The sequence below is a fragment of the Marinobacter sp. DUT-3 genome (genome assembly GCF_050379435.1).
In the GTDB taxonomy this organism is placed as follows: Bacteria; Pseudomonadota; Gammaproteobacteria; order Pseudomonadales; family Oleiphilaceae; genus Marinobacter.
The window spans coordinates 124,884-144,050 of record NZ_JBNRMG010000012.1 but is presented as its reverse complement, the minus strand read 5'-3'; the positions used below and the strand labels follow the sequence as shown (position 1 = coordinate 144,050).

16 protein-coding genes are annotated in these 19,167 nt (G+C 60.9%); 8 read left to right on the top strand and 8 right to left on the bottom strand.

The window, feature by feature from the left end; translation table 11 throughout:
• Positions 1–127 precede the first annotated feature (127 nt).
• The 6 genes from ACQUWM_RS16645 to ACQUWM_RS16620 form a co-directional block, all read right to left on the bottom strand.
• On the bottom strand, positions 128–1,366 hold the full coding sequence (locus tag ACQUWM_RS16645) for a heme biosynthesis HemY N-terminal domain-containing protein (RefSeq protein ID WP_407001411.1): 1,239 nt from the start codon (positions 1,364–1,366) through the stop codon (positions 128–130).
• Entirely contained in the window at positions 1,363–2,481 is a 1,119-nt protein-coding gene (locus ACQUWM_RS16640; RefSeq protein ID WP_407001410.1) for a uroporphyrinogen-III C-methyltransferase, read from the bottom strand. The genes ACQUWM_RS16645 and ACQUWM_RS16640 overlap by 4 nt, the downstream gene beginning before the upstream one ends.
• Positions 2,482–2,508: 27 nt before the next feature.
• Complete coding sequence (locus tag ACQUWM_RS16635) at positions 2,509–3,294, bottom strand: uroporphyrinogen-III synthase (RefSeq protein WP_428922879.1); 786 nt, start codon at positions 3,292–3,294, stop codon at positions 2,509–2,511.
• On the bottom strand, positions 3,275–4,216 hold the full coding sequence (gene hemC / locus ACQUWM_RS16630; protein WP_407001408.1) for a hydroxymethylbilane synthase: 942 nt from the start codon (positions 4,214–4,216) through the stop codon (positions 3,275–3,277). The genes ACQUWM_RS16635 and hemC overlap by 20 nt, the downstream gene beginning before the upstream one ends.
• A 105-nt stretch (positions 4,217–4,321) precedes the next feature.
• Positions 4,322–5,083: a LytR/AlgR family response regulator transcription factor gene (locus ACQUWM_RS16625; protein ID WP_407001407.1), complete on the bottom strand. Its 762-nt coding sequence runs from the start codon at positions 5,081–5,083 to the stop codon at positions 4,322–4,324.
• Positions 5,083–6,153, bottom strand: a complete 1,071-nt coding sequence (locus ACQUWM_RS16620; protein ID WP_428922878.1) for a sensor histidine kinase — start codon at positions 6,151–6,153, stop codon at positions 5,083–5,085. Before ACQUWM_RS16620 ends, ACQUWM_RS16625 begins: the two co-directional genes overlap by 1 nt.
• Positions 6,154–6,279: 126 nt before the next feature.
• Here ACQUWM_RS16620 and argH point away from each other — a divergent pair, with 126 nt between their 5' ends.
• Positions 6,280–7,686 (top strand): argininosuccinate lyase, encoded by a 1,407-nt coding sequence (argH, locus tag ACQUWM_RS16615; protein ID WP_428922877.1) that lies wholly within the window; start codon positions 6,280–6,282, stop codon positions 7,684–7,686.
• Positions 7,687–7,710: 24 nt separating this feature from the next.
• On the opposite strand, the gene ACQUWM_RS16610 is transcribed toward argH, so the two are convergent.
• The gene (locus ACQUWM_RS16610; RefSeq protein WP_428922876.1) at positions 7,711–10,155 is read right to left on the bottom strand and encodes an EAL domain-containing protein; all 2,445 of its coding nucleotides are present in this window, start codon (positions 10,153–10,155) and stop codon (positions 7,711–7,713) included.
• Positions 10,156–10,288: 133 nt separating this feature from the next.
• Between ACQUWM_RS16610 and ACQUWM_RS16605 the strand changes: the two genes are divergently transcribed.
• The 7 genes from ACQUWM_RS16605 to ACQUWM_RS16575 all read left to right on the top strand — a co-directional run bounded on the left by ACQUWM_RS16605 (position 10,289) and on the right by ACQUWM_RS16575 (position 18,901).
• On the top strand, positions 10,289–13,147 hold the full coding sequence (locus tag ACQUWM_RS16605) for a class I adenylate cyclase (RefSeq protein ID WP_428922875.1): 2,859 nt from the start codon (positions 10,289–10,291) through the stop codon (positions 13,145–13,147).
• A gap of 101 nt (positions 13,148–13,248) precedes the next feature.
• Entirely contained in the window at positions 13,249–13,425 is a 177-nt protein-coding gene (lptM, locus tag ACQUWM_RS16600; RefSeq protein ID WP_428922874.1) for an LPS translocon maturation chaperone LptM, read from the top strand.
• A gap of 24 nt (positions 13,426–13,449) precedes the next feature.
• Positions 13,450–14,700: a diaminopimelate decarboxylase gene (gene lysA, locus ACQUWM_RS16595; protein WP_428922873.1), complete on the top strand. Its 1,251-nt coding sequence runs from the start codon at positions 13,450–13,452 to the stop codon at positions 14,698–14,700.
• 26 nt (positions 14,701–14,726) lie between these two features.
• A complete protein-coding gene (gene dapF / locus ACQUWM_RS16590; protein ID WP_428922885.1) occupies positions 14,727–15,641 on the top strand; it encodes a diaminopimelate epimerase in 915 nt (304 codons plus the stop codon).
• A gap of 16 nt (positions 15,642–15,657) precedes the next feature.
• Entirely contained in the window at positions 15,658–16,404 is a 747-nt protein-coding gene (locus ACQUWM_RS16585; protein ID WP_428922872.1) for a DUF484 family protein, read from the top strand.
• 2 nt (positions 16,405–16,406) lie between these two features.
• Positions 16,407–17,360, top strand: a complete 954-nt coding sequence (gene xerC, locus ACQUWM_RS16580; protein ID WP_407001399.1) for a tyrosine recombinase XerC — start codon at positions 16,407–16,409, stop codon at positions 17,358–17,360.
• A 53-nt stretch (positions 17,361–17,413) separates the two neighbouring features.
• Entirely contained in the window at positions 17,414–18,901 is a 1,488-nt protein-coding gene (locus ACQUWM_RS16575) for a diguanylate cyclase (protein ID WP_407001398.1), read from the top strand.
• On the opposite strand, the gene ACQUWM_RS16570 is transcribed toward ACQUWM_RS16575, so the two are convergent.
• Positions 18,867–19,100, bottom strand: coding sequence for a DUF2789 domain-containing protein (locus ACQUWM_RS16570; RefSeq protein ID WP_406985447.1), 234 nt, complete (start codon positions 19,098–19,100; stop codon positions 18,867–18,869). The two genes, ACQUWM_RS16575 and ACQUWM_RS16570, sit on opposite strands and share 35 nt — an antisense overlap.
• Positions 19,101–19,167: the final 67 nt, after the last annotated feature.

Sequence of the window (19,167 nt, the reverse complement as noted above, 5' to 3'; positions counted from 1 at the left end):
CCGGGGTGGGGTGCCTTTTCTGACGGGACAAAGGTGTCTGAGCGAAGCGAGTTCTTTTCCCATAAGAAAAGGCACCCCACCCCGGGGCCAGCCCGCGTAAAAGCAGGCTACTGGGATAGAACCCGTGTCAGGCCTTAGGCATCGGCAGATCCGGCAGTTCGTTGTCCTTCTCCAGCCCCTGCATCAGCAGCTTCACGCTGGTGTCTTCTGCCCCCATATGCGCATTCAGCCGGCTCAGTTCCGCCAGGGTTTCGCGGCTGCGGCGCAGGCGCAGGCTGGTTTCGAAATACTCCCTGGCCTTGCCCCACAGTTCGTTTCTCAGACTCAGGCGACCCAGTGCCAGCAGCAGCTCGGCGTTGTTGGGGCGGTCTTTCAGCCATTGTTCGGCAATTAGCAGCTGTTCGTCCAGTTTGTGGCCCTTCACACGGCCGTACAAGTTGATCAGTTCGTCGCTCCAGTGATTGCGCAGAACTTTCCGCAGCAACGTTTCCGACTGGGCCTCGTCACCCAGGGCGGCGAGCAGGCGGGCGTATTCGCGGATGGTGTGCTCATCCCTGCGCAGAACGCCAGGCAGCTCGTCCCATAGCCGGGTCAGGGGCTCGAGTGAAGCCGATTCCGTTCCGGTCTGGCGGCGGCAGTCTTCCGCAGCCCGTTGCAGCAGGTTCTGCCAGACGGTGCGCTCCAGAGATTCCATCTCTTCTGCGGCTAACAGGTTGCGTTTGCGCATCTCCGGCAACAATTTCGACAACTCTCGCCAGTCCTCCAGCCGCAGGTAGGTGTTTTTCAGCAGTTTCAGTACGAATGGGTGATGCGGCGCCTGCTTGCGCAGACGAATAAGGGTGGCCAGCGCCTGCTCCAGGCGGTTACCTGCCAGCTGTAGCTGGGCCTGGGTGATGCCTACGGCCATGTCTGAGCCCGGGGTGCTTTCGAACGCTTCCCGCAGCAGTTCATCCACGGCGTCATGGTCGCCGGATTCAAATGCGGCCTGTGCCGCCGCCAGGTAGTTGATCAGCGGGGTGTCGGCATGGTTGGCGGAGGAAGTGAGCAGTTTGCGGGCGCGGGGCCAGTTGCCCTCGGCCAGCGCCAACAGACCCTGGGTGGTGCGGCGGCGGGCCCGCCGCTCGTTGCCGCGCGCGATCCAGCCGGCCATAAGGCCGGTGCCGTGACGAAAGCGGCGTATCAGGTTGATGGTCAGCACCGACAACACCACGATTGCCACCAGTAGAGCCAGTCCGACCCAGAAATTGGTCTCGATCAGGTAATGGCCCAGGCTGATGCGGATGTAGCCAAGGTCGTACTCAAGTCCCATGGACAGCCCGGTACCGATCAGCAGGGCAACGAGGATAATCAGCAGGATGCGAATCATGATTCGCTCTCCTCTTCCTCATTCTCGCCGTTGGTGTCGGAGGTGCCCTGGCGACCTTCCAGCCGGGCCTTCAGTAATTCCAGTGAGCGGCTGATGTCAGGCAGCCGGGGATCGATGTTCCGACCCTGGAGCTCGCCCAGAGTTTGCGTAAGTGCGGCTACCTGGGGGTTGGTGCTGTCATACCAGTCGCTGATGGCGTTGCCGGCTTTGGTCAGGGCGCGATTGTAGAGTTCCTGGTGGCCGCGCAGTACCGCCATTTCCGCTTCTTCCAGCATCAGTTGCAGGTTGAGCCGGGCGTACGCGCTCTGGTCGGGTGACAGCAGGGGTTTGACGGGCTCGTCCAGGCGGCGAACGACAACCACGTCCGCCAGTGTGCTCTTGACCTTGGTCCAGCCCTGACTGAGCAGTCCGGGTTCTCCGCCGGGCTCGTCGCCCAGGGCTTCGTCAGCGCTGGTGACAAACCCGGGCGCCCGTTCGTTCACCAGGGCATCCTCAGTGAGCTTGTTAACACTGTCAATGGCAGCTTCCAGGGTCAGGTAAAGCCCGGTGCGGTCGACATCGGCAATGCCCTTGAGGGCGAGAATTTCCTTCGCCAGTTGCTGTCGTACCGGGTAAACGCCGATATCGTCCGATTCATTGAGTACATCGTCACCGGCTTCCAGTGCGGCCAGTGCACCGCGGATATCCTTCTCAATCAGCAGCCTCTGGTTGGCGACCCTCAGCAGGTATTCGGCTTCCGCCAGCAGCCAGTCGGTGCGGGTGCGATTGCCGGCTTCCAGCAATTCCCTGGCGTTGTGGTCGATCTGGCGTTGCTGGGTGGCTATCAGTTCCCGCTGGTCCGCCAGTTTGGTTTCCAGCGCCTGAATCCTGTTGCTCTGCTCGCTGCCCCGTGCGCCGTACCGGTTATCCAGTCGGGATATGTCGCTGCTTACGTTATCCAGCGTCTGTTGCAGTGCCTGGCGGTCGTTCCACTGCTGCCAGCTCCAGAGCGCGAGAAGAATAACCAGGGCCAGGGCAAGTATTGATATCAGCCACAGGGGCCAGAGCTTTTTCTGGGCGGGCTTGTCCTGGGGAATGGCGGCGGGCAGTTGTGTGTTTGATTCAGTCACAGGCATCCTTACTTGGTGTATACGGGGCAACCGTCAGCCCTTCAGCTCATGTGCGACGGTTGCCACGATGTCGTTGTCGGCAAGGCTTTCCGGTATGCAGGTTCTGTTCAGTCCGGCCTGACGAGCCTGGTCCGCGACCCGGCTGGCAGGCACCACCAGCAATGTTTTGTCGAGATTATGGCCGGTATTCTCACTCAGTGCGATGAGATTGTTCAATGTCTCCCCTGACAGTGTGATCACAGCCTCCGGTAAGAAGCATAGCAGGGCTTTGTCCAGCGTGGTGGCATCGTGATGTGGCTGATGCCGCCGGTACAATGGTAATACGTTGACTCTGGCCCCCCGATCACTGAGCGTTTGGTGGATCAGTTCACGCCCTTCCTCGCCCCGCACCAGCAGGACTTTTTCTCCGCTGATTCGTTGCAGTGAGGGCAGTGCCAGCAGGGCCTCGCTGGTCCAGCCGTTGGTTGGCATGCGGGGGCTGAGGCCGTGGCGGGCCAGCACCGCTGCGGTACCCCGACCTACACCGTACCAGCGAATGCCCATGGGCAGCTGGGGCCACCAGTTGTCGGCCAGCGCCATGAACAGGGTGGCGGCATAGGGGCTTACGGCAATAACGTGGGAGTAGTGATCGAGATCCTGAATCAGGCTGCGGGTTGCCGGTGTCTCTGGTAGCGGTTCACGCTCGATTAACGGCAGCACCCGGGCATCGGCCCCGGCTTCGCGGAAGCAATGGGCCAGCCGGGAGGCTTCGGGCTCTGGCCGGCAAATCAGGATTCGCCGGCCGGCCAGGGGGCGGGGATCAGGTTGGGGTGTGGCCATAAATTTCAGCCAGTACCTTGTCAGCGCCCATCGCCAGGAGGTCCTCGGCCAGTTCACGGCCCAGGCGTTCGCCTTCGGCCCTGGGGGCCCGGCCTTCAACGCGGAAAATCTGGGTGCCGTCGACCGCGCCGACCAGCCCTCTGAGCCAGACCGTGTCCTTGTCTTCCAGTAACGCATAGGCTGCGATGGGCACCTGGCAGCCACCTTGCAGGCGACGGTTCAGGGCACGTTCCGCCCTGACGCGATCCGAGGTGTCCTGGTGGTTCAGTGGCGCCAGCATGGCCAACAATTCGGAATCATTCACGCGGCACTCGATGCCCAGCGCGCCTTGCCCGACCGCCGGCAGTGATATGGAATCCGGCAGGCAGTAGCGGATACGGTCATGGAAGCCCAGTCGTTTCAGGCCCGAACTGGCCAGGACAATGGCGTCGTACTCACCGGCGTCCAGTTTGGCCAGGCGAGTGTTGACGTTGCCCCGCAAAACGCGGATCTGCAGATCAGGGCGGTAGGCCCGCAACTGGGCTTCCCGGCGCAGGCTGGCGGTACCCACCACCGCACCCTGGGGCAGGGCGTCGACGTTGTCGTGATGGTTGCTGACGAAGGCGTCGGTGGGATCCTCCCGTTCGCAGATAGCGACCAGGTCCAGGCCTTCCGGAAACTCCATGGGGACATCCTTCATGGAGTGCACCGCCAGATCCGCGCGGCCGTCGAGCATGGCTTCTTCCAGTTCCTTTACGAACAGGCCCTTGCCGCCGATCTTGGCAAGGGGGACGTCGAGGATCTTGTCGCCCTGGGTCTTGATCTTGACCAGTTCCACGGTGATGTTGTCGTGGAGCCGTTCCAGTTCGGATTTGATGAATTCGGCCTGCCACAGTGCCAGGGCACTGCTGCGGGTCGCGATACGCAGAGTTCGTTTTGACATGGTGAAGGTTGCCGGTTTGGAAAAATGTCCGTCAAGGTTACCTTGAAGCGGCGAAAAAGTCCCGCCACTGCACCGGGTTGCCTTGACTTGCGTGTGTGGCGAGCATCAACCCGGTTGGTGCTCCTGCAGCCATTGCCGGACCGCGCTGGCGTGGCGGCGGCTGACCGGCAGTTTTCCCCGGTCGTCCCGCAAAACGACTGAATTGTGGCCATTGCCGTCGCGGGTGAGGGCCTGGATAAAAGCAACGCCCACCAGGGTGTGGCGGTGAATGCGCAGCAATGAGGTCGGGTGGCACTGCTCCAGCTCTTTCAGGGTGTAGTCGGAGACGGTTTCGCCCCGGGTGTGGTGGATGGTGACGTATTTCTGGTCGGCTTCGCAGTAGAGGATTGCCCCGATATCGATGAGTTCGGTACCGCGATGAGTCTTGATGGCGAGTTGGCCGGGGCCCTCGGATTCGCGGGCCGACAGGGTTTGCTGCTGGACGCGATTGACCTGGCCGGAGCGGGCGAGGGCTTCGCTCAGGGCCTCGCGGCGGACGGGTTTGAGCAGGTAAGCCGCAGCGCTGACGTCAAAGGCCTTGATGGCGTAATGGTCGTAGGCGGTGCAAAAGATGATGGCCGGCGGGTGGTCCAGTCGGGTAATGGCGGCCGCCGCGTCCATGCCATCGGTACCCGGCATGCGGATATCCAGCAGCAGGATGTCCGGCTCCAGTTCCGCGACCTGGCGCAGGGCGCTGTCGCCGTCCGCGGCCTCGCCGCACACCCGGTAACCGGGGATGTCCTGTATCAGTCGCCGTAGCCGGTCCCGGGCCAGTGGCTCGTCGTCGGCTATGAGTACCTTGCGAATGGTCGGGGCTGTGGCTGTCATTATCCGTTTCGCGATCCTTCGGTGTCTGGTCCGGCAGTGTGATCGGCGGTCCTGCGGGGTAATCTCAGGGTAACTGTGTATACGTCGTTCTGATGGCTGTGTTTGAGTACCGCCTCGTCACCAAACAGAGCCTGCAATCTTGACTGGATATTGGCAAGGGCCATGCGGTTGCCATCGTGCTTGCTGATAGCGGATTCCGGCCTCGGATTCTGCACCATGATATAGACGAAGTGTCCCCGGCGGGAAGCTTCCAGTTTCACGGTGCCGCCCTCAGGACGTGGCTGGATGCCGTGGTAGATGGCGTTCTCCAGCAACGGCTGTAGTGTCAGTGGCGGGATGGCCTGTTTTTCCAGGTCTGCGGCAATATCCCATTGCAGCGTCAGCCTGTCGCCGAGTCGTAAAGTCTCGATATCCAGGTAGCGCCGGCACAGGTCCAGCTCGTCTTTCAGCGGGATCAGGCGGTCTCCGGCCCGCAAGCTGGCGCGAAACAGTTCCGACAGGTCCAGCACCGCATCTTCTGCCCGGTCCGGGTTAACGGCAATCAGGCTGGCAATGGTGTTCATGCTGTTGAACAGGAAATGAGGGTGTATCCGCGCTTGCAGGGCGGCCAGACGCGCCTGCATTTCCGCTTCCCGCTGCTGTTGCCACTGATGCTGCAGGTAGAAATAGCGCAGTACCATCAGTGTGATCAGCAGTGCCAGCAACAGCTTCTTGGCAATCCCCTGCCAGCCACTGACGCCGGGTTGCGGGTAGAGAACACCGTCGGCGAACAGTCCGAACGCGAGCACGTCCAGCAAGACGATAATGACCATTGCGAGGGTGGCACGGGTGACGCTCAGTTGTGCCAGCCAGTTGCGTAGAAGGCATATAAGCGCGGCACTGGTCAGCACCGTCCATTGCACGAACAGGGACAGCAGGCCAAAGTAATTCCAGTCAATCCAGTCTGCTTCCGCCTGCACGATGGAAAGTACCAGCACCATCAGTTCGCTGGTGATGAGCAGCATGAACACAGCCCGCACACGGCACAGATCCGGCACGTAGAAGTCACTGCTTTTGCGTGGTGCTGCCATTAAACCTCTTTCCTGAACAGGGAGCGCAACAGAGCGCGTCGGAATGTTATAATCCCGCGACCATCTTATTCACCTCTTCATTCACCCCGCGAAATAATGCCGGGCTGTCAGCAGGAAAGATAGACCATGACGGATCAGAAAAAGTCTGACCAGAGCACAAGCTCCGAAAAACCCTGGGGCGGTCGCTTCAGTGAGCCGACCGACGCCTTTGTAGAACGCTTCACCGCGTCCGTCGGTTTCGATCAGCGCCTTTACCATCACGACATCACCGGTTCCATTGCCCATGCCACCATGCTGGCGGAAGTGGGTGTGCTGACCGCGGAAGAGCGGGACAGCATCATCGAGGGATTGAAGGGCGTCAAGGCCGATATCGAGGCCGGCACCTTCGAATGGTCCGTCAGCCTGGAAGATGTGCACATGAACATCGAGGCGCGCCTGACCGACCGTATCGGCATCACCGGCAAGAAACTCCACACTGGCCGCAGCCGCAACGACCAGGTCGCCACCGATATCCGCCTGTACCTGCGGGACGAGATCGACGTGATCGCCGAGGAACTCACCCGGCTGAAGACCGGCCTGCTGGATCTGGCTGAGCGCGAGGCCGACACCATCATGCCCGGTTTCACCCACCTGCAAACCGCTCAGCCGGTGACCTTCGGTCACCACCTGCTGGCCTGGTACGAAATGCTGGTGCGTGACGGCGAACGTCTGCAGGACTGCCGCAAGCGGGTCAATGTCATGCCGCTGGGCGCGGCCGCGCTGGCCGGCACCACGTATCCGATCGATCGTGCCATGACCGCGCGTTTGCTGGGCTTTGACCGCCCCACCGAAAATTCCCTGGATTCGGTCAGTGACCGGGATTTTGCCATTGAATTCTGCAGTTTCGCGGCGCTGCTGATGACTCACCTGTCCCGTTTCAGCGAGGAGCTGGTGCTGTGGACCTCCGCCCAGTTTGACTTCATCGACCTGCCGGACCGCTTCTGCACCGGTTCTTCCATCATGCCCCAGAAGAAGAATCCGGACGTGCCGGAACTGGTCCGGGGTAAAACCGGGCGGGTCAACGGTCACCTGATCAGCCTGCTGACCCTGATGAAGAGCCAGCCGCTGGCCTACAACAAGGACAATCAGGAAGACAAGGAACCGCTGTTCGATACGGTTGATACCATCAAGGGATGCCTCAAGGCCTACGCCGACATGATCCCGGCCATTCAGGCCAAAGCCGATAACATGCGGGTAGCGGCCAAGCGTGGGTTCTCAACGGCCACCGATCTGGCGGATTATCTGGTCAAGAAAGGCGTGGCGTTCCGTGATGCCCACGAGATTGTCGGCAAGGCCGTCGCCTTCGGTGTCGCCGAAAACCGCGACCTGTCGGATATGACCCTCGATGAGCTGGCCCGTTTCTCCGACGTTATCGGCGAGGATGTGTTTGACGTGCTGACCCTGGAAGGTTCAGTGCAGGCCCGGGATCACCTTGGTGGGACCGCGCCGGATCAGGTCCGTGCGGCCGTGGCGAGGGCCCGCAAACAACTTTAATCCGGCATCGGATGAGTCGGCGGATTAGCCGCCGATTCGTCCGGTACTCAGATCCACGGCGGCCGGTTTAAGATCCTGCAGGGGGCGGGGCCGGCACAGCCGGAACCCCTGGCCGAAGTGAATGCCCAGTGTGCGCACCTTGCGTAGCGTGTCGTCGTTTTCAATAAACATGGCGACGGTGGTCTTGCCTGAGGCTTCGGCAATCTTGTGCAAGGCCTCGACCATCACCTGCTGCACCGGATCATCGTGCAGGTTCTGCATCATCTTGCGATCCAGCTTGATGATATCCACTGGCAGCCTGGCCGCCAGGCTGTAGCTCTCCACCGATGCGCCCGCGCCGTCCAGTGCCACCCGGCAGCCGATCCGGTGCAGGGCGTCACATTGCACGGCGACCTCATCCGGATACTGGGTGGCGTGGGATTCGCGTATCTCCAGGCAGAAACACTCAGCGGTGTAGGGCGATTTGGCCAGCATCGACTCCATGAAGTCGGCAAAGGTGTCATCCAGCACGCTCGCCAGCGACAGGTTGAATCCACAGTATTTCAGCCGTGGCTCCAGCAATCGCTGGCTGTCCAGCCACTGGAACGTCTGGCGGATCACCTGGCGGTCCAGTTGCTTGGCGAGGTCAAATCGTTCGGCCACCGGCAGGAACTCACCGGGCTGCAGTGACGGTTGCTCCTGCGTTTGTCCGGGAATTCGCGACAGGATCTCGATATGGTCGCCCCAGGTCACGCTGGCCACCGGGCGCAGGGCCTGGTATTCAAGGATCAGGTGACCGTTATCGAGGGCGCTGCGAATCTGTTCGACCAGCTTGCCGGCGGCTCCCTCGTCAGGGCCCTCGGATATGGCGTGGGCGGCGTGAATTCGGTTACGACCAGAGGTCTTGGCGGTATGACAAAGGTCCGCGGCCTGATGCAGCAACTGTTCGGGGTCCGTCGGGGCGTCGTCATTCAGGATTAACAGGCCGCCGCTGGCGGTGGTCTGTAACTGACGGTCCTGCCAGTCGAACACGAAACTGCCAATCAGTTCGAGGATGTTGTCGGCGATCCTGCGGGCCTGGGCCTCCGGGCAGTTCTCGATCAGCAGGGCAAAGGTGTCCCCTGACAGCCGCGACAGGGCGTCACGCTGGCGCACCTTCACACCAAGGTTGCTGGCAAGTTCCCGCAGGTAGCGGTCGCAGGTACCGCTGCCCGCCAGATCATTGATACGGTCGAAATTGTCCAGGTCGAGGTACAGCAGGCCGTCGGTGGTGTCCCGTCGACGGGGTGGTTCAATGACCCGCTTCAGTCGATGGATAAAGGCTTTGCGGTTCATCAGGCCGGTGACCGGATCATGGCGGATGCGGTACTCGTTGCTGGAGGCGTTGTTGACCCGGGCGCTGATATCCTTGCCGACGTGTACAGCGCCGGTGACTTCGCCGAGATCATTGGTCACTCGCTGATAATGGAACTCGTAAACCGGAAGATCACGGTTTTGCTGCGCCAGCGGCATTTCCACGACGAAACTGTCCCGCTCCAGGGCCCGGTTCCACAAGCGTTCAATCAGTCGCCGTTCATTGGGGAAATCCCGCAGCAAATCCGGCAGGTGCCCGCCAGGATGGGGTAAATGGCCAAACGTATGGGCGAACTGGCGGCTGAAAGCCTGATTGAAGTAAAGAAGGTTGAGCCGCCGATCAACTGCCGCGACAAGATCGTTGGTGGCATTGGCTGTCGCCATCAGCAATTGTCCGGAGTGCCGGCGGGCCTGTTCCAGGCCAAATGCTCTGGTGTGGTCCACCAGGGCGCCGCCGATCCTGTGGATGCGACCATTTTCCTTCATGGCTTTGCCCGTCAGTTCCACGCGCCGATGCTGTTGTTTTGCGGTCAGAACATCAAGGCTGATGGAAAACGGCTCGCCACTGCGTACACAGCGCCGGAACAGCGCGCGCACACGCCCCTGGCCGGTCTGGCAATAGAACAGGGCCTGCTCGGGCGTGATATCAGTGCCGGGTCGAAGCTGCAGCAGGGTGTAGAGCCCTTCAGTCCACGTCAGCTCGTTGGTGTGGATGTTCAGTTCCCAGATGCCAAACCCGGCGGAACCCTCCGCCAGGCGCATCAGTTGATGATCGACAGGGGAGCTGTCGCGAAGCGTGATGTAAGCGCTGGCGGCCTTATCGGAATCCCGCATATTCACGCGGAGGGTGAGGCTTGCCGTGAAGAAAAAGCCGTCCTTGTGGCGGAAAGTGATCAGCACCGGCTCGCCGCCCTCCATCCGGTGTCGGTTAGCCGGAGCAAACGGGTCGTCCTGGCGCGCTGCCAGGATCCGGTGTACCGGCTGCCCCTCAAGTTCGCCGGCGTCGTAGCCAAGAACGGCTTCGGCATGGTGATCCGCGGACGTCACAAATCCCTCATCATCAATGCGAACCAGAGTGCGACGGTCCGCTGCCAGAGGGTTATCTGAACTATAACGACGGATAAAGAATTCTTTCACGACGGGTGAGCCTCAGCCAGTTTCTCGGCGGGAGTGTACAGTCTTTCCCGCTTTTATTTTTTTGCCGGTTTTGCCACGATGCGTTCATCATACTGATAATGACACCGGAAAGAACCTCTCCCGCGGAGCCACCTTGACCATCCATAACACACCCATTGCCCTGGATTTCAATGAGGGGATTGACCGGAAAACACTGCGCCGGCTGCGGGATCGTTTCATTGCCGTCAACCAGCAACGCTGGGAGCGGGCTCATTCAGCGCTGACATACCGGCAGCAGGTGGTGCTGGATGTTCTGCCGCTGGTATTTCACCTCAATCACCCGTCACTGCCGGGCTACCTGGACCGGGATTGCCCCTATGGGCTCAGTCATTATCAGCCCTCCGAGGCCACGCTCAGCGCCGCCCGACGCCTGGCTCGCGCTTTTTCCCTGAAGGACGAGGGCAAAAGAAATCCGGACCTGGATGCCTTGTTCCTGATGGGGAGCCCGGGCACCCTCGGGCACTCAGTGGCCAGTGATCTCGACGTCTGGCTGTGCCATCGCCCGGACCTGTCCGAATCCGGCATACGCTGCCTGGAACGCAAGGCAGACAGGCTCACCGGCTGGGCCGCCACGCTTGGCGTGGAACTACACGTGTTCGTGTTTTCCGCGGCGGATTGGCGGGCCGGCCGCCAACGGGCCGAGGTGGCGGGCGAGAACTGCGGCAGTGCCCAGCATTATCTGCTGCTGGATGAGTTCTACCGCACCAGTATCCACCTCGGTGGCTGCTATCCGTTGTGGTGGCTGATTCCTGCCAGTGAAGAGGACAATTACGACAGCTGTGCGCGGCAATTGATCGACTGCCGCTTCATCAAGGGAAGCGAGTACATAGACTTCGGTCCCGCGCCATCCATCCCGCAGGAAGAGTTCCTGGGGGCGGGGGTCTGGCAGTTGTACAAGGGTATGGATGCACCCTGGAAGTCCATTCTGAAGCTGTTGCTGATCGAATGTTACGCCCGGGGCAGTGGTGAGCCCCTGTTATCCCGGGTATTCAAGGCTGCCGTGTATGACGGCGAAACCGATGCCGATCGCCTGGATCCCTACGTATTGCTGTACCAGCGGCTGGAGCAATGGCTGTTATCCCGGGAGGCTCCCCAGCGACTGGAACTGGTACGTCGCAGCCTTTACCTCAAAGCCGGCCTGCCCCTGTCCCGTACCGACATGGGCGCCGAGAACTGGCGGGTGCGTTTGCTCCGGCAACTGGTGGATGACTGGGGTTGGTCCCTGGCAGCGTTAAAAGACCTGGATAATCGTCAGCAGTGGCGTGCCGAAGAGGTGATGAGGTTACGCCGAACCATTGTCTCCGAGCTGACCCACAGTTATCGCCTGCTGTCGCGACTGGCCCGGGACCATGGGGCGCAGGCGGCCATCAGCAGTAACGACATGAACCTGCTTGGGCGGAAACTCTACGCCGCCTTTCAGCGCAAGGCCGGAAAAATCGAACAGATCAACCCGGGGCTGGCGCCGTCGCTGACCGAGGAAAACCTGGCGTTTCATCACCAGTCCGAGCAGGGCGGGGTGCCCGGCCAGGACGGCTGGCTGCTGTACCGGGATCTGGAAGACCCATCCGATGCCTTCTGGCAACCAGTGATTCGCCGCAGTGGCAACCTCACTGAACTGATGGTGTGGTGTTACTGCAATGGCCTGCTGACGCGGACAACCCGCCTGAATGTACGCTCAGGCTCAAGCACCGCCTCGGTGGCGGAGCTGCGGGAGATGCTGGACGCCCTGTCGGCGTTTATTCCGTTTCCGGTGGCCCCGGCCAGTCGGGAGGCCTTGTCCCTGGGGGTTAAACCTCTGCGCAACCTGCTCCTGGTCAATGTGGGGGTGGATCCCCAGGCCCACCTGACGGATCGGGGGTTGCACAAACTCAGCGCCCGCCACGATTCCCTGGGCTTCAGCGGTGGCCGGGACAATCTGGTGGCCACTATTGACCAGGTGACGCTGAACAGCTGGCATGAAGTCAGTCTCCAGCATTATGCGGCCGGCGATACCCTGATCCAGTGCCTCAAGAACGTACTGGCATCGGTGGCGTCAGCGCCGGCGAGCCTGCCAGACATTCAGGTCCACAGCTATAACCGCGGGCACGGGGCGGCCATTGCGCGCCGGGTTCAGGAACTCTTTACCGATGTTCTGCGCCACTTCTTTGCCGGCGGCGTCGGGCCCCACCCGTTGCGGTACGTGATTGAAATGGATCGGCGTTACTTCCTGTTGCAGTTCAACGGCACTGAGCCCGGTTTCGTGGCTCTGGACAGCTCCGAAGCGCTGATGGAGCAACTGGCCCGGCCGCAGGAACGATACCTGCCGGTGGTGTTTGATCGCGGAGCGATGCAGGATGACCAGCCCCTGCGTGCCGTGTGTCAGACCAGTGAGCCGGCGAATATCCAGGTTTTCTTCAGGGTCGCCGGCCATCGTGCGACGCTATGGGTGGTGGATGAGCTGGGTTCGGTCTTCACCTGGGGGCAGAGCTACAGTAATCGTCGCTACCTGTTGGTTCCGCTGTTGCGATTCCTGGACAATCTCGTCGAGCGCCGCCAGCTGCGGCAGCTGGACAGCCCCGTGGGCATTGCGGGTATACAATGCTACGAGCTGGTCCGCCGGGACGGGCAATGGAAAGCGGAACGGCGGTTTGACGAGGACACCAGCGTGACCCTGCCGGGGCTTGATGTGCAGGCCGTTGGTGTGCAGGAAGGGGACAGTCACCTGCGCTTTGACATTTTTTGTGGTGACCAGGAGTTCACCGTGCAGGAGTACGGAGACCAGCTGATTCCCGCCGTTGCCCACTACATCCGCTCCCTGCGTCAGGCGGGTGAGACCTACCCGGTCTATCTGACCGATGTCCACCTGCCTCACGACCTGGATCCGCAGGTGTACCAGCAGGATATCCAGACCACGCAGTATCTGTACTACCGGGCATTTCTTGAAGCCTCCCTTAACCGCCATTTAAAGGTCTAGCGTCCCGTCTGGTTAATTCGTTCACCGGACGGGACACTGGCTCGCCCGCCAGTGGCTGAGTCAGGTATACTTCGCCCATATCGGAAACAGGGGCAACGTCCATGCAGGCATGGAAAACAGTGAGCGTTGGGCTGGTGCTGGTCAGTGTGATGGCCGGCTGCGGCCAGAAAGGACCGTTGTACCGGGAAGTGCCGGACGAAACGGCAGCCGAGGCCGTCGCGGAAAGCCGGAACAGCGGCCCGGGCAGCCGCCAGGATGACGACTCGTCTGATCGCTGACCCGCCAACAGAATCAGGATCATCATGGACCATTTTAATTATCGCAACGGCGAACTGTTCGCCGAAGACGTACCGGTGAGCGAGATTGCAGAGCGCTTCGGGACTCCGGCATACGTGTATTCCCGCGCCACGCTGGAGCGCCATTACCGCGCCTATGACGATGCCCTCAAGGGCCGTCCGCATCTGGTGTGTTACGCGGTCAAGGCCAACAGCAACCTGGCGGTGCTGAATGTACTGGCACGCCTGGGCGCCGGTTTTGATATTGTCTCGGCCGGTGAGCTGGAGCGGGTCGTCCGCGCCGGCGGTGACCCCGCCAGGGTGGTGTTTTCCGGCGTTGGCAAGCAGGAATGGGAAATGAAGCGAGCGCTGGAAGCCGGGGTGCGCTGCTTCAACGTGGAATCCGACACCGAGCTGGACCGCCTCAATGCGGTGGCCGGTGAACTGGGCAAGCGTGCGCCGGTGTCCCTGCGGGTGAACCCGGACGTGGATGCAGGCACTCACCCCTACATTTCCACGGGCCTGAAGGAAAACAAGTTCGGCATTGATATCACGGAGGCGCCGGAGGTCTATGCCCGGGCCGCGGCCATGCCGAATCTGGAGGTCATCGGTGTGGACTGTCACATCGGCTCCCAACTGACCACCGTGTCGCCGTTCCTCGATGCGCTCGACCGGGTGCTTTCGCTGATCGATGCACTGGCGGAGCAGGGCATCACCATTCGCCATCTCGATATGGGCGGTGGCCTGGGCGTCAGTTACGATCGCGAACAACCGCCGCAGCCCTCGGACTACGTCAAGGCGCTGGCCGAGCGCCTGGGCGAACGGGAGCTTGAGCTGGTGCTGGAGCCGGGGCGCTCGATTGCCGCCAATGCCGGCATCATGCTGACGCGGGTGGAATTCCTGAAGTGTACCGAGCACCGCAATTTTGCCATTATCGACGCGGCGATGAACGATCTGATTCGTCCCGCCCTCTACAGTGCCTGGCAGGCCATCATTCCGGCCGTGCCGCGTCAGGATTGCGAAGAAAAAGCCTGGGACCTGGTCGGTCCGGTCTGTGAGACTGGAGACTTCCTCGGCAAGGATCGCATGCTGCGCCTGCAGGCCGGTGACCTGCTGGCGGTGCGGTCCGCCGGTGCCTATGGTTTTGTTATGAGCTCCAATTACAACAGCCGTAACCGTCCGCCGGAAATCATGGTGGACGGCGACCAGGTGCACGTGGTTCGTCGCCGTGAAACTTTGGAAGACCAGCTCGGTCCTGAAAGCTGTTTACCGGGATGAACGCAGCTATGGGCAAGCGGGACGATATGGGCGCTCAACGCCGGGGGCAGGGGCCATCGATGCGATTTACCAAGATGCACGGTCTGGGTAATGACTTCATGGTGGTGGATGCCATCAGTCAGCCGTTCCGCCTGCGCCCTGAGATGATCCGGGAGCTGGCGGACCGTAATTTCGGCATTGGTTTCGACCAGTTACTGGTGGTCGAGCCACCCGGCCTGCCGGATGTGGACTTTCGCTACCGGATATTCAACAGTGACGGCTCGGAAGTGGAGCAGTGCGGCAACGGCGCCCGCTGTTTTGCCCGTTTTGTCCGTGACCAGCGCCTGACCAACAAACGGGTGATCCGGGTTCAGACCGCCAAGGGCGTGATTGAACTGAGGGTGGGTCGCGATGGCCAGGTAATGGTCAACATGGGCGTGCCCGAGCTGAACCCGCCGGCGATTCCATTCGCCGCCGATCGCCGCAAGGATGTCTACACGGTCGAGGTAGATGGCCAGACCGTCGAACTCAGCGCCGTGTCCATGGGCAACCCCCACGGCGTACTGTTGGTGGACGATGTGGACAGCGCTCCCGTGGACTTCCTGGGGCCAAAGCTTGAGAATCACCCCCGCTTTCCCGCCCGCGCCAATATCGGCTTTCTGCAGATTGTTGACCGCAGCCATGCGCGGTTACGGGTATTCGAACGTGGGTCCGGGGAAACCCTGGCCTGTGGTAGCGGTGCCTGTGCGGCTGTGGTTGCCGGCTGTCTGCGGGGCCTGCTGGATTCCCGGGTGGAAATCGAGTTGTGCGGTGGCCGGCTGATCATTGAATGGCAGGGGGAAGGGACCCCTGTTATGATGGAAGGCCCTGCGGCCAGTGTGTTTGAAGGCCAGATTCGTCTGCCCGGCGACAGCTCCGGGCGGCGTCGCAAAGGTAGTCGACCGGCAAAACCAAGGTCCTGACGATCAGGAGAGCAGCATGACAGAACAAACGGCCCAACAGAAGGCCGGCGGGCTCACCCGGGAACAGGTCGCGGATTACCTGCGCGCCAACCCCGATTTTTTTGTGGACCAGGATGAGCTTCTGCGCAGCCTGACCCTGCCCCACGACAGTGGTCGTGCCATTTCTCTGGTGGAGCGCCAGGTGCACCTGTTCCGCGAGCAGCGGGATACGTTGCGGCGGGAGCTGGTGGAACTGGTGTCCATTGCACGGCACAACGACCGCCTGTTTGAGAAGAGCAAGCGGCTGTTGATGCAGGTGGTCGAAGCCCGCAACCTCAATGACATGGCGTCCGCCATTGATGACAGTATCCGCGGTGATTTCGGGCTGGATGCCGCCTCTGTAATCCTGTTCACCGATTCCGAACTGCCGCTGGCGTCGCAAGGCGCACTGCATGTGGTGCCGCCGGCTCAGGCCAAGGAGCGTCTCGGCAGTCTGCTGGACGGAGAGCGCGCGGTGTGTGGCCAGTTCCGCGAATCCGAGCGCAATTTCCTGTTCCCGGACCGGGAGGAGGCCATCGCCTCTGTAGCCCTGGTGCCGTTGCGCCATGACGAATTGCTGGGTGTTTTCGCGGTTGGCAGCTGTGAGCCAGGTTACTTTGACCAGAGCATGGGATCACTGTTCCTGACTTACATCAGCGATACCCTGAGTCGCCTGCTGCCCCCGATGGTGCAGCGTCATACCAATGCCGCCCCCCTGGCCGGCGTGGTTGCGGAGTCGCGCTGACCGTGACGGCTTCAGGGGAACGGGTGGAACTACCGGAATCCCTGTCCGGGCCCCTTGCGGACTTCCTTCGCCATCTGTCCTCGGAAAAGCGGCATTCTCCCCGGACGTGTGACAGTTACCAGCGAGACCTGCAGCGATTTGGCGGCTGGCTGTCATCGCGCCAGATCGATGACTGGGCGGCTGTCACCAGTCACGATCTGCGCCGCTATGTGGCGTGGCTCAGCCGGGAAGGACTGGAAGGGCGCAGCATTGCCAGGCATCTTTCCGCTATTCGTCGGTGTTACCAGTACCTGCTTCGGGAAAAGAAGGTCCGGGACAATCCGGCGCTGGATATCCGTGCTCCCAAGTCTGGCCGCCGGTTGCCGAAAGTGGCTGATGTGGATCAGCTGAATCACCTGCTGGATGCCAATCCCGACGATCCCCTGGAAGTCCGTGACCTGTGCATGTTCGAGTTGATGTACTCCTCGGGGCTGCGGTTGTCGGAACTGGCGGGGCTTGACCTTGATTCGGTAGATCGTCGTGGCGGAGAAATCCGGGTACTGGGTAAAGGCAGTAAGGAGCGTGTGCTACCCGTGGGTAGCAAGGCCCTGCGGGCCCTGGACGCCTGGTTGGCGGTCCGTGCCGGGCTGGCGGGGGAATCCGAGCAGGCACTGTTTGTCAGTCAGCGGGGCGGACGCCTGAGCAATCGCAGTATCCAGTCCCGGCTGAGCCGGTGGGGGGTGATCAAGGGCGCGGATCAGCGGCTGAATCCGCACATGCTTCGCCATTCATTTGCCAGTCACCTGCTGGAATCCAGTGGTGACCTGCGGGCAGTTCAGGAATTGCTGGGGCATGCGGACATATCGACCACTCAGGTCTATACTCATCTTGACTTCCAGCATCTGGCTCGCGTCTACGACCAGAGTCACCCGCGGGCCCGCCGCCGTGATGGGCGGCGAGACAGGGATGATCGCTAGACAATTCACGCAGTACCTTGAGCGGTTCTGACGCTTACCATCAGGAGAGCCCAATGGCATCGGATCAATCCTGGAAGGATAAGTACCTCCGGGAACTTGAATCATCAGAACAACGGGAACAGCAGTGGCGAGCCGAAAGGAAATCCCTTGAGCGCATGCTGGTGCGTACCTGTCTCGCCTCGGAAGGTCAGAAATCCGAACTGGACAGCTTGCTGATCCGGGTTCGCAAGGATCTTCGCAAAGGCACTGTTGATACCGAAAAATGGCGTGTGCTTCAGGACCAGATTGATCGCCAGGTGGCTCTTCTGGATGATCCCTCACCGAAAGCCGGGTCAGGAAATGGTCGTTCATCGCCATCCGGGAAGGCTGTTGATGCCCCGCCTGAGGCAGAATCTCCCACGACCGCGACCGTCGGCGATGAGAATGACCTGGGAAGCAACGATACCCAGCGACTGCGCATTGCGCGCCGGGTCGGGCAGTTGTTGGGCCAGATGTTATCCCAGGTGACCCTTGAGCCGGCAGCGGAAGCCCGGGCCCGTCAACTACAGAAATCCTTGTTGGAAAGTAACAATTGGGATGTCTTGCGGGAGGGGTTGAACAGTGTTGCTGACCTCGTTATTGCCGCCATTACCCGCAGCCAGAGAGAGTTTGAGGTTTTTCTCAAAAGACTTGATGATAGGTTGGGCTCTCTGCGCCAACATTTCCAGGACCAGTCGAGCGCTCAAGTGGGGCGTCTGGACGCTTCCCGTCAGTTGGATCGCGAAATCCGGCAGGAGCTGGAAACCTTTGGCCGTGAGATTGAGGCTGGCGGTGGGCTAAAGGAATTGAAACTCTCCGTGACCCGACACCTGGAAACAATCGGGGGTGCGGTCCGGCGTTTCAGGGCGCAGGAATCAGAGCGGGAGAAGGATTACTCGTGGCAACTGGAAGTGATGCAAGAGAAGTTGGCAGCCGTGGAAGCCAATTCCGAGCAGATGAAAGAGCGGATTCGGGAAGAGCGTGCCAGGGCGCTTACCGATCTGTTGACACAATTGCCCAACCGCGAGGCCTGGCAGGAGCGACTGGCTTTCGAATACAGCCGCTGGCAACGGTACCGTCACCCGGTAACGATCGCGGTGCTGGATATCGATCTGTTCAAGCGGGTGAATGATTCATACGGCCATAAGGCTGGCGACCGGGTCCTTCAGATGGTGGCGCGGGAGTTTCAGACCCGGCTAAGAGCCACGGATTTTATTTCCCGCTTCGGGGGCGAGGAGTTTGTATTGCTGCTACCTGAAACGTCAGCGGAAGACGCCAGGAGCGTGCTCGATGCACTGCGGGAAAACGTTGCGGCCCTGCCGTTTCATTTCCGGGGCGAACCCGTCACCATTACTTTCTCGGCCGGTATCGCCACGCTTGAGGACGGTGATACTGAAGATACCTTGTTTGATCGTGCGGACAAGGCACTGTATGCCGCCAAGGATGCAGGCAGAAACCGGGTCCGCCTTGCGGTTGATGCTGAGGGGGTCAGTGCCGCATCTGGGCGTCAAGCTCGTCAATGATTTCGGCCCAGTCAGAATCGTCTTCCAGTCCTTCCTCCAGAAACTGGGCCTGGCTCTCCGACCAGAACGGTGCATCCTGCAGTGCAATTTCCGTCGGCAGCGGAGAATACCTGGAGATAAAGTCCTCGATACTGGCGTTGTCAGAGGCCAGTCCAAGTTGTTGAAACAGTGTGCTGAACGTGTGTTTGCTGGTGTCCATTGCTTTCCTCTCCTTGCAATGCTTGTGCGTGAATGAAATCAGGGAGATTTGCAGGTATTGTTCAGAG

What these genes read in the sequence shown, in the direction of transcription:
- argH (WP_428922877.1), top strand. Translation starts at nt 6,280, where the DNA reads ATGACGGATCAGAAAAAGTCTGACCAGAGCACAAGCTCCGAAAAACCC.
- ACQUWM_RS16620 (WP_428922878.1), bottom strand. Translation starts at nt 6,153, where the DNA reads ATGGCAGCACCACGCAAAAGCAGTGACTTCTACGTGCCGGATCTGTGC.
- ACQUWM_RS16575 (WP_407001398.1), top strand. Translation starts at nt 17,414, where the DNA reads ATGGCATCGGATCAATCCTGGAAGGATAAGTACCTCCGGGAACTTGAA.
- ACQUWM_RS16640 (WP_407001410.1), bottom strand. Translation starts at nt 2,481, where the DNA reads ATGCCTGTGACTGAATCAAACACACAACTGCCCGCCGCCATTCCCCAG.
- lysA (WP_428922873.1), top strand. Translation starts at nt 13,450, where the DNA reads ATGGACCATTTTAATTATCGCAACGGCGAACTGTTCGCCGAAGACGTA.
- ACQUWM_RS16645 (WP_407001411.1), bottom strand. Translation starts at nt 1,366, where the DNA reads ATGATTCGCATCCTGCTGATTATCCTCGTTGCCCTGCTGATCGGTACC.
- dapF (WP_428922885.1), top strand. Translation starts at nt 14,727, where the DNA reads ATGGGCGCTCAACGCCGGGGGCAGGGGCCATCGATGCGATTTACCAAG.
- ACQUWM_RS16635 (WP_428922879.1), bottom strand. Translation starts at nt 3,294, where the DNA reads ATGGCCACACCCCAACCTGATCCCCGCCCCCTGGCCGGCCGGCGAATC.
- ACQUWM_RS16570 (WP_406985447.1), bottom strand. Translation starts at nt 19,100, where the DNA reads ATGGACACCAGCAAACACACGTTCAGCACACTGTTTCAACAACTTGGA.
- hemC (WP_407001408.1), bottom strand. Translation starts at nt 4,216, where the DNA reads ATGTCAAAACGAACTCTGCGTATCGCGACCCGCAGCAGTGCCCTGGCA.
- lptM (WP_428922874.1), top strand. Translation starts at nt 13,249, where the DNA reads ATGCAGGCATGGAAAACAGTGAGCGTTGGGCTGGTGCTGGTCAGTGTG.
- ACQUWM_RS16585 (WP_428922872.1), top strand. Translation starts at nt 15,658, where the DNA reads ATGACAGAACAAACGGCCCAACAGAAGGCCGGCGGGCTCACCCGGGAA.
- ACQUWM_RS16625 (WP_407001407.1), bottom strand. Translation starts at nt 5,083, where the DNA reads ATGACAGCCACAGCCCCGACCATTCGCAAGGTACTCATAGCCGACGAC.